The sequence below is a fragment of the Pseudomonas sp. MWU12-3103b genome, assembly GCF_023100615.1.
Taxonomy (GTDB): Bacteria; Pseudomonadota; Gammaproteobacteria; order Pseudomonadales; family Pseudomonadaceae; genus Aquipseudomonas; species Aquipseudomonas putida_A.
The window spans coordinates 19,540-34,364 of sequence record NZ_JALMEY010000016.1 but is presented as its reverse complement, the minus strand read 5'-3'; the positions used below and the strand labels follow the sequence as shown (position 1 = coordinate 34,364).

At 59.2% G+C, this 14,825-nt stretch carries 15 protein-coding genes; 12 read left to right on the top strand and 3 right to left on the bottom strand.

Annotation, left to right across the window (positions count from 1 at the left end; genetic code table 11):
- Positions 1 to 20: 20 nt before the first annotated feature.
- The 3 genes from inhA to M0808_RS22555 all read left to right on the top strand — a co-directional run bounded on the left by inhA (position 21) and on the right by M0808_RS22555 (position 3,403).
- A complete protein-coding gene (gene inhA, locus M0808_RS22565) occupies positions 21 to 707 on the top strand; it encodes an isonitrile hydratase (protein ID WP_247842468.1) in 687 nt (228 codons plus the stop codon).
- A 236-nt stretch (positions 708 to 943) separates the two neighbouring features.
- Positions 944 to 1,735 (top strand): type II CAAX endopeptidase family protein, encoded by a 792-nt coding sequence (locus tag M0808_RS22560; RefSeq protein ID WP_247842467.1) that lies wholly within the window; start codon positions 944 to 946, stop codon positions 1,733 to 1,735.
- A gap of 102 nt (positions 1,736 to 1,837) precedes the next feature.
- Positions 1,838 to 3,403, top strand: a complete 1,566-nt coding sequence (locus tag M0808_RS22555; protein WP_003223402.1) for a PAS domain-containing methyl-accepting chemotaxis protein — start codon at positions 1,838 to 1,840, stop codon at positions 3,401 to 3,403.
- Positions 3,404 to 4,175: 772 nt separating this feature from the next.
- Here the strand turns inward: M0808_RS22555 and M0808_RS28510 are convergent.
- Complete coding sequence (locus tag M0808_RS28510; RefSeq protein WP_256214487.1) at positions 4,176 to 4,304, bottom strand: hypothetical protein; 129 nt, start codon at positions 4,302 to 4,304, stop codon at positions 4,176 to 4,178.
- Positions 4,305 to 4,701: 397 nt separating this feature from the next.
- On the opposite strand from M0808_RS28510, the gene M0808_RS22550 reads away from it, so the two are divergent.
- Positions 4,702 to 5,169 carry a hypothetical protein gene (locus tag M0808_RS22550; protein ID WP_098967989.1) on the top strand — a complete coding sequence of 156 codons (468 nt, stop codon included), beginning with the start codon at positions 4,702 to 4,704 and terminating at the stop codon, positions 5,167 to 5,169.
- Positions 5,170 to 6,076: 907 nt separating this feature from the next.
- Here M0808_RS22550 and M0808_RS22545 read toward each other — a convergent pair.
- Complete coding sequence (locus M0808_RS22545; protein WP_247842466.1) at positions 6,077 to 6,757, bottom strand: alpha/beta family hydrolase; 681 nt, start codon at positions 6,755 to 6,757, stop codon at positions 6,077 to 6,079.
- A 95-nt stretch (positions 6,758 to 6,852) separates the two neighbouring features.
- On the opposite strand from M0808_RS22545, the gene ccoN (M0808_RS22540) reads away from it, so the two are divergent.
- The 8 genes from ccoN (M0808_RS22540) (at position 6,853) to ccoP (M0808_RS22505) (ending at position 13,754) form a co-directional block, all read left to right on the top strand.
- A complete protein-coding gene (gene ccoN, locus M0808_RS22540; protein WP_103368400.1) occupies positions 6,853 to 8,277 on the top strand; it encodes a cytochrome-c oxidase, cbb3-type subunit I in 1,425 nt (474 codons plus the stop codon).
- A 10-nt stretch (positions 8,278 to 8,287) separates the two neighbouring features.
- Positions 8,288 to 8,896, top strand: a complete 609-nt coding sequence (gene ccoO, locus M0808_RS22535; protein WP_003223389.1) for a cytochrome-c oxidase, cbb3-type subunit II — start codon at positions 8,288 to 8,290, stop codon at positions 8,894 to 8,896.
- A gap of 5 nt (positions 8,897 to 8,901) precedes the next feature.
- On the top strand, positions 8,902 to 9,099 hold the full coding sequence (locus M0808_RS22530) for a cbb3-type cytochrome c oxidase subunit 3 (protein WP_098968495.1): 198 nt from the start codon (positions 8,902 to 8,904) through the stop codon (positions 9,097 to 9,099).
- Positions 9,096 to 10,049 (top strand): cytochrome-c oxidase, cbb3-type subunit III, encoded by a 954-nt coding sequence (gene ccoP / locus M0808_RS22525; RefSeq protein ID WP_247842465.1) that lies wholly within the window; start codon positions 9,096 to 9,098, stop codon positions 10,047 to 10,049. Before M0808_RS22530 ends, ccoP (M0808_RS22525) begins: the two co-directional genes overlap by 4 nt.
- A gap of 482 nt (positions 10,050 to 10,531) precedes the next feature.
- Positions 10,532 to 11,974 (top strand): cytochrome-c oxidase, cbb3-type subunit I, encoded by a 1,443-nt coding sequence (gene ccoN, locus M0808_RS22520; protein WP_007969186.1) that lies wholly within the window; start codon positions 10,532 to 10,534, stop codon positions 11,972 to 11,974.
- Entirely contained in the window at positions 11,974 to 12,582 is a 609-nt protein-coding gene (gene ccoO / locus M0808_RS22515) for a cytochrome-c oxidase, cbb3-type subunit II (RefSeq protein ID WP_024164411.1), read from the top strand. Before ccoN (M0808_RS22520) ends, ccoO (M0808_RS22515) begins: the two co-directional genes overlap by 1 nt.
- 6 nt (positions 12,583 to 12,588) lie before the next feature.
- Positions 12,589 to 12,774, top strand: coding sequence for a CcoQ/FixQ family Cbb3-type cytochrome c oxidase assembly chaperone (locus M0808_RS22510; protein ID WP_003175465.1), 186 nt, complete (start codon positions 12,589 to 12,591; stop codon positions 12,772 to 12,774).
- Positions 12,771 to 13,754: a cytochrome-c oxidase, cbb3-type subunit III gene (gene ccoP / locus M0808_RS22505; RefSeq protein WP_103368398.1), complete on the top strand. Its 984-nt coding sequence runs from the start codon at positions 12,771 to 12,773 to the stop codon at positions 13,752 to 13,754. Before M0808_RS22510 ends, ccoP (M0808_RS22505) begins: the two co-directional genes overlap by 4 nt.
- 56 nt (positions 13,755 to 13,810) lie before the next feature.
- Here ccoP (M0808_RS22505) and M0808_RS22500 read toward each other — a convergent pair whose 3' ends face one another.
- On the bottom strand, positions 13,811 to 14,815 hold the full coding sequence (locus M0808_RS22500) for a metallophosphoesterase (protein ID WP_098967985.1): 1,005 nt from the start codon (positions 14,813 to 14,815) through the stop codon (positions 13,811 to 13,813).
- Positions 14,816 to 14,825: the final 10 nt, after the last annotated feature.

The window sequence follows — 14,825 nt, the reverse complement described above, 5'->3', positions numbered from 1 at the left end:
CTCAAATGGAGAAACACCCCATGACGTTGCAGATCGGTTTTCTGTTGTTTCCGCAGGTGCAGCAACTCGACCTGACCGGTCCCTATGACGTACTGGCCTCGCTGCCGGACGTGCAGGTGCATCTGATCTGGAAAGATCTGGTGCCGGTCACCGCCAGCACCGGCCTGCTGCTGAAACCGACAACCACCTTCGACGACTGCCCGAATCTGGATGTGATCTGCATTCCCGGCGGCGCCGGGGTCGGGCCTTTGATGGAAGATGAGCAGACGCTGGGCTTCATCAAGCGTCAGGCGGCACAGGCCCGATATGTGACGTCGGTGTGCACCGGTTCGCTGGTGCTGGGCGCGGCGGGACTGCTGAAAGGCAAACGTGCGACCACCCACTGGGCCTATCACGAACTGCTGCCGAAACTCGGCGCGATTGCGGTGCAGGACCGGGTGGTACGCGACGGCAATCTGTTTACCGGTGGCGGCATTACCGCAGGCATCGACTTTGCGCTGGTGCTGGCCGCCGAACTGGTGGGGGTTGAGGCGGCGCAGTTGATTCAGCTGCAACTGGAATATGCGCCGGCACCGCCGTTTGAATCGGGCAGCCCGCAGACGGCGCCGAGTGCTGTCGTCGATGAGGCTCGGCACCGTGCAGCGCCTTCGTTGAAACTGCGCACGGAAATCACCGAGCGCGCGGCGGCGAAACTCGATCTGCGCTGATTCCTCAGCCACACACAGATCTACTGTGGGAGCGGGCTTGCTCGCGAATGCGGTGTATCCGTCGAGATTTTTATCGCCTGACACACCGCATTCGCGAGCAAGCCCGCTCCCACAATGGGTTTTGTGGATAGCCTAAGGTTGGGAGCCTGTCCCCGCATCCCGCCACAGCTTTACTTGTCCCGACGCCCTCACCCGTGTAGAAAGCCCTTCCACAAAATTCTGCACAAGGACTTTCGATGAAGGCGTTGCCATGGCTCCATCTGGCACTTCTCAGCCTCGGTTATGGATTGGCGTTAAGCTTTGGCCAACTCGGCTGGCTCGCGCTGATCTCCGTGGGACTATTGCTGGTGACCGGTTTCGCCGTGCGCCAACAGCAGGTGCCGGTGGCGCGCCTGTTGGGGCATGCCGTGTTCATCTTCCTCGCCCTGTCGCTGGCGCTGCACTGGTTGCCGGGATTCGCCAACGGCCGGGCCATCGCCCCGCTGCGTTTCACCGACGACGCCGTGCCGTTTGCGATGTACCTGAATCTGGATAAACCCTTGATCGGCTTCTGGCTGTTGCTCGCCTGCCCGTGGATTGTCGCGGCACGCTCGCTGCGTCCGACGGTGTACGCCAGCGTCCTCGCCCTGACCTTGAGCGCCGTCCTGGCGCTGGGCGGTGCGCTGTTGTTCGGCATGATTGCCTGGGCGCCGAAGTGGCCTGATCAGGCATGGCTGTGGCTGCTGAACAATTTGCTGTTGGTGACGCTGGTCGAGGAAGCGCTGTTTCGCGGCTATATACAGGGCGGTTTGAGCCGACTGTTCAAACACCTGCCGCACGGCGACAACCTCGCTCTGCTGCTGGCGTCGCTGATCTTTGCCCTGGCGCATCTGGGCGCAGGATGGCACTGGGTGTTGCTGGCGGGTCTGGCGGGTGTCGGCTATGGTCTGGCCTACCGTTTCGGCGGGCTGGCGGCGGCGATCGCCACGCATTTCGGGCTGAACCTGCTGCATTTTGCGCTGTTCACCTATCCGATGCTGGCCGGTTGAAGCAAGAGCGGTTTTGCGACGCCGTACTTATATCTGAAAAAAAACTTCAATAATTTCCTGACAGCGCCGACAACCTTTCAAAGCCTTGCGGATTGAAAAACCATGCGTAATAACCAGCCCATTACACAACGCGAACGGACTTTCCCGGCTCAGCAGCGGTTGATTTCCACAACCGACGCTAAAGGCGTGATCACCTACTGCAACGACGCTTTCGTCGAAATCAGCGGGTTTTCGCGTGAAGAGCTGATCCGTGCGCCGCACAACCTGGTTCGTCACCCCGACGTCCCGGCTGCGGTGTTTTCGCACATGTGGGGCACACTGAAACAAGGCTTGCCATGGATGGGCATTGTCAAGAATCGCTGCAAATCCGGTGACCACTACTGGGTGAACGCCTACGTGACACCGGTGTTCGACGGCAATCAGGTGGTCGGTTACGAGTCGGTGCGGATCAAACCCACCGCCGAACAGATCCGCCGTGCCGAAGCGCTCTACCAACGCATCAACCAAGGCAAGTCGGCGATCCCTTCCAGCGACAAATGGCTGCCGGTGCTGCAGGACTGGCTGCCGTTCATTCTGGTGAGCCAACTGAGCTTCGTGATCGGCGCAACCCTGAACTCGCACTGGGGCTTCGCCCTCGCTGCCGGCCTGTCGGTGCCGCTGGGCCTGATGGGCCTGCAATGGCAGCAACGCGGGCTCAAGCGCCTGCTGCGCCTGGCCGAGCAGACCACTTCCGACCCGTTGATCGCGCAGATGTACACCGACAGCCGTGGCGCGCAGGCGCGTCTGGAAATGTCGATCCTCAGCCAGGAAGCGCGCCTGAAAACCTGCCTGACCCGTCTGCAGGACACCGCCGAGCACCTGACCGATCAAGCGAAACAGTCCGACGCTCTGGCGCACAACAGCTCCAGCGGTCTGGAACGCCAACGCGTTGAAACCGAACAGGTCGCCACCGCCGTTAACCAGATGGCCGCCACCACTCAGGAAGTGGCCAGCCACGTACAGCGCACCGCTGACGCCACCCAGGAAGCCAATCGCCTGACCGGTCGTGGCCGTGACATCGCCGGGGAAACCCGCGAAGCCATCCAGCGCTTGTCGGTGGTGGTCGGCGAAACCGGCCTGACCGTCACCCAACTGGCCAAGGACAGCGACGAAATCGGCGGCGTGGTCGACGTGATCAAAGGCATCGCCGACCAGACCAACCTGCTCGCCCTCAACGCCGCCATCGAAGCCGCACGTGCCGGCGAAATGGGCCGTGGCTTTGCCGTAGTCGCTGACGAAGTCCGCCAACTGGCGCAACGCACCAGCGAATCCACCGGCCAGATCCATGCCCTGATCGCCAAGCTGCAGCAGACCGCGTCCAGCGCCGTGCAAACCATGGAAGCCGGCCATCGCCAGGCCGAAGAAGGTGTGGCGCGGGTACTGGAAGCGGATCAGGCACTGGTCGGCATCAGCGAAGCGGTGGCCAACATCACCGACATGACCACCCAGATCGCCGCTGCGACCGAAGAGCAAAGTGCCGTGGCTGAAGAAATCAGCCGCAACATCAGCAACATTTCGGAACTGGCAGACCAGACCTCGGAACAGGCGCATAACTCGGCGTTGCTGAGTGAAGAGCTGACCAAGACTGCGAATACTCAGTATTCGTTGGTGGAGCGGTTTAACCGCTAAAAGTAAAAGATCGCAGCCTGCGGCATCTCCTACACCGATCACCTGTAGGAGCTGCCGCAGGCTGCGATCTTTTAATCTTAAAAGCCCAGACAGCGAAAGCGTCCGGGCTTTTTATTGCCAGTCTGAAATTGATGGTGCTTGGCAGACCGCATTCGCGAGCAAGCTCGCTCCCACATTGGCACTGCGTTGAGTCACAGTTCTGCGCACGACGACAATCACCTGTGGGAGCGAGCCTGCTCGCGAAGAGGCCTTCTCTACCAACGACGATCTCACTCAAGCAACGCAGACACTGCCTACAACTGCGCCAGAATGCGCCGAGTGGTGCTTGGTGCAGCCAAGTTCTATCGTTTGCCGGTCGCTACTCAATCACGCAGATCGGCCAGCATGAATCCATACCCCACGCGAAAACCCCACAAACAGTAAGTTCGTGATGAACTGACATTCCTGGATGTTCGGCACGCCGCGCGTGATGGGCAGAAAGTGTTCGATAAATATGTGATCACTGGCAGGCTATCCACCACAAAGTAAATCAAAAGATCGCAGCTTTCGGCAGCTCCTACACCGATCACCTGTAGGAGTTGCCGAAAGCTGCGATCTTTTGACCTGTAAGCCCGGACAGCTAAAGCGTCCGGGCTTTTTGTTGCCAGTCTGAAACTGGTGGTGTCTGGCAGACCGCATTCGCGAGCAAGCTCGCTCCCACATTTAGTCCTGTGTACGCAGAACCAATGTGGGAGCGAGCTTGCTCGCGAAGAGGCCATAACGGCCAGCGGAATTATTGAGGCAACCGCAGTTTGTCCAGCAATCGATTAACCAACAGCTCGTTCAACATGATCAGCTGTTGCAGCGCCAGCAGCGGATTGCCCTCCGGGCCACCGATTGAGTTGGCGATATTGCCAGCCATGACTTTGGCCGACGACAACGATTCGCAAGCCTCGGCGATCGAGAGGAGGTGCAGCGAAGCAAACCGTAGGCGCTGCCCCCCGGATCGATCCCGGAGCGAAGGAACCCCGAGCTCCAGCGAGCGGGCCGAACGCCGGAGCAAGCGTTGTTTTGCTTGCTTTTGAGGTGTTTGTCAAAAAAGTGAGTCGTCGTAAGGGCGAAACCTTAAGTGACCGTTACCGCGGCAACGGATATTCACGCAGTCTCGGCAACGTTATTAGCTGACCAGCACATATAAGGCTGGCTGCCTAGCTGTCAGATCTGACAGTAGACGCACACCTGTTCGAGCGGATATCAAGAGAAACCGTAATTGCAGTCGGTTGTAACACCTCCTCTTAATTGAAAAGGCAGGTTTAACAATGACCACTCACGTTATGTTTCTCCCGAAAAAACCACTCGTCAGTGATGACAGGTTTCAATGGAGATTGGGCGGTAAACGGAAAACAGCGAAATTCAGATCTTTCTATCAGGACGAGTTCTTGGGCGAGCGGTATTGGTCCATCAGTGGTGGAACAGGAAATTTCGACGATGAAAGCTATTTTTCGTTCTCCATGACTCTGCCCTACCAATCCGATGAGTCACTCACAGGCGTCTATAACTTCGACAACGGGCTGACATTTGTCCACAGCCATTGGATCCCTGCGCCGCCGGGATTTATCGGAATGGCTTCGGTGGACGCCGACTCGGCAATCCTCAGCGTTAAATATGATGCTGAAACGGATATCGCTACGGGATCATTCGAGGCCGTGTTCAAAAGTCATCGCTATCGCCTGAATCCCAAGGGGACTTTCACCATGACGAGACTGAGACCATCGGATGCTGGCTAACTCTGGCAGGGGTGCTCGCTGCAACTCCGGAGGAGTACCCCTTCAATGTAATTTGAAAGAATGACTCCTTGGAGCTGCCGCAGGCTGCGATCTTTGATCGTGAAAAACTGGTTAGCGAAAGCCTCCGGGGTTTTATTGCCTGTTTGAAATGGATGGCGCGCGGAAGACAGCTTTCGCGAGCAAGCTCGCTCCCACATTTGGACTGGGTGCGTCAGTAAGGGAATGATCGGCTGTCAGACCGTCATCGCTGGCAAGCCAGCTCCCACAGAGATTGCATGCAGTCTGCAGGATGTTGGTCAGGTATCAGGGCGCCATCGCGAGCAGGCTCACTCCTACAGTTGGATGGGGTGCATCAGTAAGTGAATGGTCGGGTCGTAGGCCGCCAGGCAGGCCAGCTCCCACAAAATCAAGATCAAAAGATCGCAGCCTTCGGCAGCTCCTACACAAAACCCGCGGCGCAGCCGCCCCACTCCAGGATGAGCGCAAGCTCGGCTGTCGCTCTTGATCTTGATCCACAGGCGACATCGGAAGGCTGAGCGGAGGGATTGATCCGGGGGTGGGAGCGCAGCGACCGTTTGGCGCAGCCAAACACAGCGAGAGGAGGTGCAGCGAAGCAAACCGTAGGCGCTGCGCCCGGATGGATCCCGGAGCGAAGGGACCCCGAGCTTTAGCGAGCGGGCCGGACGTAGGAGCAAGCGTTTTTGGTTACTTTTTAGGCGTTTGTAAAAAGTGACCCGCCGTAAGGGCGGAACCCTAAGTAGCCGTTACCGCAGCAACGGATATGCACACAGTTCGAAAAGTGTGCAACGTTCAAGATCTACCCCCTCACCCCAGCCCTCTCCCCCAAGGGGGCGAGGGGGGAAAGGGAGCCGATCTTCATGAGTTTCAAAATTTCAGCTCGGCTCGGTCAACACTGAAGAAACGCAGCCACCTTCTGCCCGGCGGCAGCCAAATGCCGCTCATGCGTAAACCCGGAAACCTTGAGCGGCTTCAAATCATGATCCCCAGAGGCCAACCAAAACACCTCAATACTCGGCGATAGATCATAAGCCTCGACAGCGTCCCGATTGCCAAGCGCATCCCGCTCCCCCTGCACAATCAAAGTCCGAGTCCGCAAAGAAGCCAAATGCTCAACCCGCGGCTTCTCAGGTTTCCCAACCGCATAAAACGGATATCCAAGACAGACAAGCGCATCGGCGCCCAACTCGTCAGCCAAAAGACTGGCCATCCGCCCGCCCATGGACTTACCACCGATGGCCAAAGTCCCAGCGACATGACGTCGCACTTCAGCGAACACTTCGCGCCAGCACTGAAGCAGTTTCGGCGCCGGATTCGGCGGACGCTTGCCACCGTCGATACGCCGCTGCGCCATATATGGAAACTCAAACCGCAACACATTCACCCCAAGTGCAGCAAGGCGCCCAGCCATATCCGTCATCCACTCACTGTCCATCGGCGCCCCGGCACCATGGGCGAGGATGAGCGTCGCCGAAGCCTCGCCGACAACGGCGTCCCACAACCACCCACGATCCCGCACGCACTGCGCCCATTGATCCCCGTCAATACTGGCCTTGTGCTGTTTGTCCATGCTTGCCTCGCTTTTAGTCTGCCTATAACTCCAGGCGAAGGATTCGCGGCGTTTTCTGCGCGCGCTCACTTCGGCTGAACCGTGGATGGGGAACCATGAACACTTCTATCAGTACCGCCTACAACTACAAGGTGGTCCGCCAATTCGCCATTATGACGGTGGTGTGGGGCATCGTCGGCATGGGGCTCGGGGTTTTTCTCGCGGCCCAATTGGTCTGGCCGGAACTCAACTTCAATTTGCCCTGGACCAGTTTCGGCCGTCTGCGCCCGCTGCACACCAACGCGGTGATCTTCGCCTTCGGTGGCTGCGCGCTGTTCGCCAGTTCGTTCTACTCGGTGCAGCGTACCTGCCAGACGCAATTGTTCGCGCCGAAAATCGCCGCGTTCTGCTTCTGGGGCTGGCAACTGGTGATCCTGCTGGCGGCGATCAGCCTGCCACTGGGTTACACCAGTTCCAAGGAATACGCCGAGCTGGAATGGCCGATCGACATTCTGATCACCATCGTCTGGGTCGCCTACGCCATCGTGTTCTTCGGCACGATCATGCAGCGCAAGACCAAGCACATCTACGTCGGCAACTGGTTCTTCGGCGCGTTCATCATCACCGTGGCGATCCTGCACATCGTCAACAACCTTGAGTTGCCGGTGAGCCTGACCAAGTCCTACTCGGTGTACGCCGGTGCGACCGACGCGATGGTGCAATGGTGGTACGGCCACAACGCCGTGGGCTTTTTCCTCACCGCCGGTTTCCTCGGGATGATGTACTACTTCGTGCCGAAACAGGCCGAACGTCCGGTGTATTCGTATCGCCTGTCGATCGTGCACTTCTGGGCGCTGATCACCCTGTACATCTGGGCCGGCCCGCACCACTTGCACTACACCGCGCTACCGGACTGGGCACAGTCGCTGGGCATGGTGATGTCGCTGATTCTGCTGGCACCGAGCTGGGGCGGCATGATCAACGGCATGATGACCCTCTCGGGCGCGTGGCATAAGTTGCGCAGCGACCCGATCCTGCGCTTCCTCGTGGTCTCACTGGCGTTCTACGGCATGTCGACCTTCGAAGGTCCGATGATGGCGATCAAGACTGTAAACGCCCTCTCCCACTACACCGACTGGACCATCGGCCACGTCCACGCCGGCGCCCTCGGCTGGGTGGCGATGATTTCCATCGGCGCGCTGTACCACATGATCCCGAAAGTCTTCGGCAAAGAGCAAATGCACAGCATCGGCCTGATCAACGCGCACTTCTGGCTCGCCACCATCGGCACCGTGCTCTACATCGCCTCGATGTGGGTCAACGGCATCGCCCAGGGCCTGATGTGGCGCGCGGTGAACGAGGACGGCACGCTGACTTACTCCTTCGTCGAAACCCTGGTGGCCAGCCACCCTGGCTTCATCGTGCGTCTGGTGGGTGGGGCGATCTTCCTCAGCGGCATGTTGCTGATGGCTTACAACACCTGGCGCACCGTGCGGGCCTCGCAGCCTGCTGACGTCGTTGCTGCCGCGCAGATGGCCTGAGGAGTTCGCCATGAAACACGAAACGATTGAAAAGAACGTCGGCCTGCTGATGCTGCTGATGGTGTTCGCCGTGAGCATCGGCGGCCTGACCCAGATCGTCCCGCTGTTCTTCCAGGACGTCACCAACAAACCGGTGGAAGGCATGAAGCCTTACACCGCGCTGCAACTGGAAGGCCGCGACATCTATATCCGCGAAGGCTGCGTCGGCTGCCACTCGCAGATGATCCGCCCGTTCCGCGCCGAAACCGAACGCTACGGGCACTACTCGGTGGCCGGTGAGAGCGTATGGGATCACCCGTTCCTCTGGGGTTCGAAACGTACTGGGCCAGACCTGGCCCGGGTCGGCGCGCGTTACTCGGACGACTGGCACCGCGCGCACCTGTACAACCCGCGCAACGTGGTACCGGAGTCGAAAATGCCGGCCTACCCGTGGCTGGTGACGCAAGCGGTCGACAGCAGCCACACCGAAACCAAGCTCAAGACCATGCGCACCCTCGGCGTGCCGTACACCGACGACGACATCAGCGGCGCGGTCGCCAGCCTCAAGGGCAAGACCGAAATGGACGCCCTCGTCTCCTACCTGCAAGTGCTCGGCACTGCGATCAAGAGCAAGAGGTGAGCACGATGATCATTGAAATGAGTGCAGGGCTGATTCGCGGCCTCGGCACCGTCGTGGTGTTCGTCGCCTTCGTCGGCCTGACGATCTGGGTGTTCAACCGCAAGCGCACGCCGGAGTTCGCCGAAGCGCGCCTGCTGCCGTTTGCCGACGAGCCGCAACCCGACATTACCCAAGCACCTGAACCAAGGAGTACCCGGCCATGACCACCTTCTGGAGTACGTGGATCTGCGTACTGACCATCGGCAGCCTGATCGGCCTGACCTGGCTGCTGATCGGCACCCGCCGGGGCGAGACCAAGGGCAGCGTCGACCAGACCATGGGCCACAGCTTCGACGGCATCGAGGAGTACGACAACCCGCTGCCGCAGTGGTGGTTCATGCTGTTCGCCGGCACGCTGGTGTTCTCCGTGGGCTATCTGATCCTGTATCCGGGCCTGGGCAACTGGAAAGGCATTCTGCCCGGCTACGAGGACGGCTGGACCGGCGTGCACGAGTGGGAAAAGGAAATGAACAAGGCCGACGCCAAATTCGGGCCGATCTTCGCCAAATTCGCCGCCATGCCGGTGGAAGAAGTGGCGAAGGATCCGCAGGCGCTGAAAATGGGTGGCCGGCTGTTCGCTTCCAACTGCTCGGTGTGCCACGGTTCCGACGCCAAGGGCGCTTTCGGCTTCCCTAACCTGGCCGACAGCGATTGGCGCTGGGGCGGCGATGCCGAGACCATCAAGACCACCATCATGGGTGGCCGGATGGCGGCAATGCCAGCCTGGGGCGACGTGCTGGGTGAAGCCGGGGTGAAGAACGTCGCGGCGTATGTGCGTCACGAACTGGCCGGCCTGCCACTGCCCGCCGACAGCAAGGCTGACCTGCAAGCCGGACAGCAAGCGTTCAGCACCACCTGCGTAGCCTGTCATGGGGCAACCGGCCACGGCACTGAAGCCATGGGTGCGCCGAATCTGACGCACCCGGCCGGATTTATTTATGGCACGAGTCTGACGCAGCTTGAGCAGACCATCCGCCACGGTCGCCAGGGCCACATGCCGGCACAGAACGAACTGTTGGGCAACGATAAAGTGCAACTGCTCGCAGCTTATGTGTACAGCCTGAGCCATGGATTGAATACAGAAAAACTGATTACTGAAGACAACAAGCAATAAGCATTGCGTACATATCTGCCGCACCGTTCTCGGTGCGGCAGCATCCCGCCCCTTTGCGACGCATTGTCGCACCCCGTCACACCCTCTCCTTTCGAATCCTCCGATTCGGGTCTACGCTTGCTCGATGCGGACTGGCTTGTGCTGGTTCCAGGTCAACGCTGACTGCTGTGTTCTGCGAACCGGCTGACTGATGTGGCCGCAAACGCCGGTAGATACCGGCTGTCGTGCCATTTACCGTCCGTCACCCGAACTGAGCGTTTGAACACACCCCGTTACAAGCGACCTGATCCCCTCGCTTTTTTCGTCCGCTGCGACATTTTGTCCGAGGCCAATTTTGACCTTACGCGGCGTATGGAAAGGCCGCAGAATCAGCGTTGGAAAGCATTGACCCAGGTCATGGCGCGTTGCAATGACCCCCTGCTCTCTGCATACTTGCGGCCGATTTTAATCCTAATAAAACACCCAAACCGTGGAACCTTAGAATGAGCACAGCAATCAGTCCGACTGCTTATAACTATAAGGTAGTCCGCCAGTTCGCCATCATGACGGTGGTCTGGGGGATCCTTGGCATGGGGCTCGGTGTCTTCATCGCCTCGCAACTGGTCTGGCCGGAGTTGAACTTCGGTCTGCCGTGGACGAGCTTTGGACGCCTGCGCCCGTTGCACACAAACCTGGTGATTTTCGCCTTCGGTGGTTGTGCACTGTTTGCCACTTCCTACTATGTCGTGCAGCGAACCTGCCAGACGCGACTGATCTCCGACAGCCTTGCCGCCTTCACCTTCTGGGGCTGGCAGGCGGTCATCGTCGGCGCCATCATTACCTTGCCGCTGGGTTACACCACCACCAAGGAATACGCCGAACTGGAATGGCCGCTCGCCATTCTGCTGGCCATTGTCTGGGTCTCCTACGGGCTGGTGTTCTTCGGCACCATCACCAAGCGCAAGACCAAACACATCTATGTCGGTAACTGGTTCTACGGCGCGTTCATCGTCGTGACCGCGATGCTGCACATCGTCAACCACGCCTCCCTGCCGGTGAGTTTCTTCAAGTCCTACTCCGCCTACTCGGGTGCGACCGACGCGATGATCCAGTGGTGGTACGGCCACAACGCCGTGGGCTTCTTCCTGACCACCGGCTTCCTCGGGATGATGTACTACTTCGTGCCGAAGCAGGCCGAACGTCCGATCTACTCGTATCGCCTGTCGATCGTGCACTTCTGGGCGCTGATCACCCTGTACATCTGGGCCGGCCCGCACCACCTGCACTACACCGCATTGCCGGACTGGGCACAGTCGCTGGGCATGGCGATGTCGATCATCCTGCTGGCGCCAAGCTGGGGCGGCATGATCAACGGCATGATGACCCTCTCGGGCGCCTGGCATAAGCTGCGCACCGACCCGATCCTGCGCTTCCTCGTGGTGTCGCTGGCGTTCTACGGCATGTCGACCTTCGAAGGTCCGATGATGGCGATCAAGACCGTCAACTCGCTCTCGCACTACACCGACTGGACCATCGGCCACGTCCACGCCGGCGCTTTGGGTTGGGTGGCAATGATTTCGATCGGCGCGATCTACCACATGATCCCGAAACTGTTCGGTCGTGCGCAGATGCACAGCGTCGGCCTGATCAACGCGCACTTCTGGCTCGCGACCATCGGTACCGTGCTGTACATCGCCTCGATGTGGGTCAACGGCATCACTCAGGGCCTGATGTGGCGTGCAATCAACGATGACGGCACCCTCACCTACTCGTTCGTCGAAGCGCTGCAGGCCAGCCACCCGGGCTACATCGTTCGTGCCCTGGGCGGTGCTTTCTTCGCCAGCGGCATGTTCCTGATGGCTTACAACGTCTGGCGCACCGTGCGCGCCTCGAACGCGGCTGAAGCCGAAGCCGCCGCCCAGATCGCTGTTGTTGGAGCTCACTGATGAAGCATGAAGCTGTCGAGAAGAACATTGGCCTGCTGGCCTTCTTCATGGTCATTGCCGTCAGCATTGGCGGCCTGACCCAGATCGTTCCGCTGTTCTTCCAGGACGTCACTAACAAGCCGGTCGAGGGCATGAAGCCGCGTTCGGCATTGGAACTGGAAGGCCGCGACGTCTACATCGCCAACGGTTGTGTCGGCTGCCACTCGCAGATGATCCGCCCGTTCCGCGCTGAAACCGAACGCTACGGCCACTACTCGGTCGCCGGTGAAAGCGTCTGGGACCACCCGTTCCTGTGGGGTTCCAAACGTACCGGCCCGGATCTGGCTCGCGTGGGCGGTCGTTACTCCGATGACTGGCAGCGTGCGCACCTGTACAACCCGCGCAACGTGGTGCCTGAGTCGAAAATGCCGGCTTACCCGTTCCTCGTGGAAAACAAGCTCGACGGCAAAGACACGGCCAAGAAAATGGAAGTGTTGCGCACGCTCGGCGTCCCTTACACCGACGAAGACATCGCCGGTGCAAAAGATGCCGTGAAGGGCAAAACCGAAATGGACGCGCTGGTGGCCTACCTTCAGGGCCTGGGCACCATCATCAAAAGCAAACGGTGATTCTTAATGGATATCGGGATGATTCGCGGCCTGGGCACCGTTGTCGTGATGGTGGCCTTCATCGGTTTGGCGTTGTGGGTATTCAGCCCCAAGCGCAAGTCGGAGTTTGAAGACGCAACCTTGCTGCCTTTTGCGGATGATCCCGAAGCCATCAAGCACGTCGAGCAAGCTTCTAGGAGTAACAAAGAATGACTACATTCTGGAGTCTGTACGTCACAGTCCTCAGTCTCGGTACGATCTTCGCCCTGACCTGGCTGCTGCTGTCGACCCGCAAGGGCCAGCGCAGCGAACAGACGGACGAAACGGTCGGCCACTCCTTCGACGGGATCGAGGAGTACGACAACCCACTGCCGAAATGGTGGTTCATGCTGTTCGTGGGCACCATCGTATTCGCCCTGGGTTATCTGGTGCTGTACCCGGGCCTGGGCAACTGGAAAGGCCTGCTGCCGGGCTACAACTACCTCGATAACGACAAGCAGACCGCGTTCGCCAACGGCCAGACCGGCTGGACCGGCGTGCATGAGTGGGAAAAGGAAATGGCCCGCTCGGACGCCAAGTTCGGTCCGATCTTCGCCAAGTTCGCGGCGATGCCGATCGAGGAAGTGGCCAAGGATCCGCAAGCGCTGAAGATGGGTGGCCGTCTGTTCGCCTCCAACTGTTCGGTATGCCACGGTTCCGACGCCAAGGGCGCCTATGGCTTTCCGAACCTGACCGACGCCGACTGGCGCTGGGGCGGCGAGCCGGAAACCATCAAGACCACCATCATGGGCGGTCGACACGCGGTGATGCCGGCCTGGGCCGAAGTCATTGGCGAACAAGGCGTAGCCGATGTCGCAGCCTTCGTGGTGACCCAGCTCGATGGCCGCAAACTGCCGGAAGGCACCAAGGCTGACCCGGCCAACGGCCAGAAACTGTTCGCCGCCAACTGCGTGGCCTGCCACGGTCCGGAAGGCAAAGGCACCCCGGCGATGGGCGCGCCTAACCTGACCCACCCGGCCGCGTTCATCTACGGTTCGAGCTTCGCGCAACTGCAGCAGACCATCCGTTACGGCCGTCAGGGCCAGATGCCTGCGCAGGAACAACTGCAAGGCAACGACAAGGTCCACCTGCTGGCAGCGTACGTGTACAGCCTGTCCCACGGTGAAAAAGCGCCGGAGGCCGAGGCGCAGTAAAGCCAGGGCTTGATGCAATGAAGAATCCCCCGCCAGTGCTCTGGCGGGGGATTTTTTTATGGGTTACTGGCCCAGATCGACTTCACCGGCACGGTGGCCACCGGCGTACGTTTGCGCCACTGATTGTCCTCGACCAGACTCACCTCCAATTGCTTGCGATCCTTGGAGAAAGTGGCGGTCAGGTACGTCTGCTGAGAAGCTGAACCGCTGAGAAACATCGGCACGCTCCCCATATAGGTCTGGCTACCACCCTCGTCGTGGAAGTGGCCGGCGAACATCGCCGTCACCTGATACTTTTCAATCATTTCGCGAAAGCGCTTCTCTTGATCCCAACTGCCTTTCCACTCATAGGGCTTGTGCATGTTGATAATGATCGCGTAGCCCTGCGCTCGCGCTATTCGCAAATCATTTTCCAGCCAGTCCAGCGACGCCGTGATATCGAATGTGGTCGGATTCAACGCGTGAGAAATCTTCACCGCATAAGTGGGTTCATTGTTCAACTGCACCAGATGCACTTCACCCATATTCTTTGAATAAGCCAGACTACCCAGATAGTGTTTATTCACAAAGCTGCCGGTGACTTCCAGATCAAACTCATCGACTTTACCGACATGATGATCACGGTAATCAACAATACTGCCCGCTGCGCAACTTTCACTGAAACAGTCATTCACGTTGTTCTGGTAGTCGTGATTACCCAATCCGTAGAGCACGTGATCGCCAAAGTGCTTCTTCAGCATCGAACCGATGAAAGAGCGCTGCCAGCCGTGGCCAAACGCGGTCATGTCACCGTTGATCATCAATGGCACGGCAGCCTGCCCGCCCATCTCGGTGCGGAACTGGGCAATGCTCGCGAACTGGGTTTCCACCAACCATTTCGCGCGTTTTTCGAAATCCGCGCTCGATTCATCCTCGCCACTGTCCGACTTTTCTGTCCACGGGTACTGCGGGTCTGATGCAAATACCATGTGCTGCGGCATACCTTCATTGGCACTGGCGAGAGAAGTCAGGGACACCAGACACAGACAAGCGAAAAGCTTTTTAACTTCCTTGATTTTCATAACACTCCAT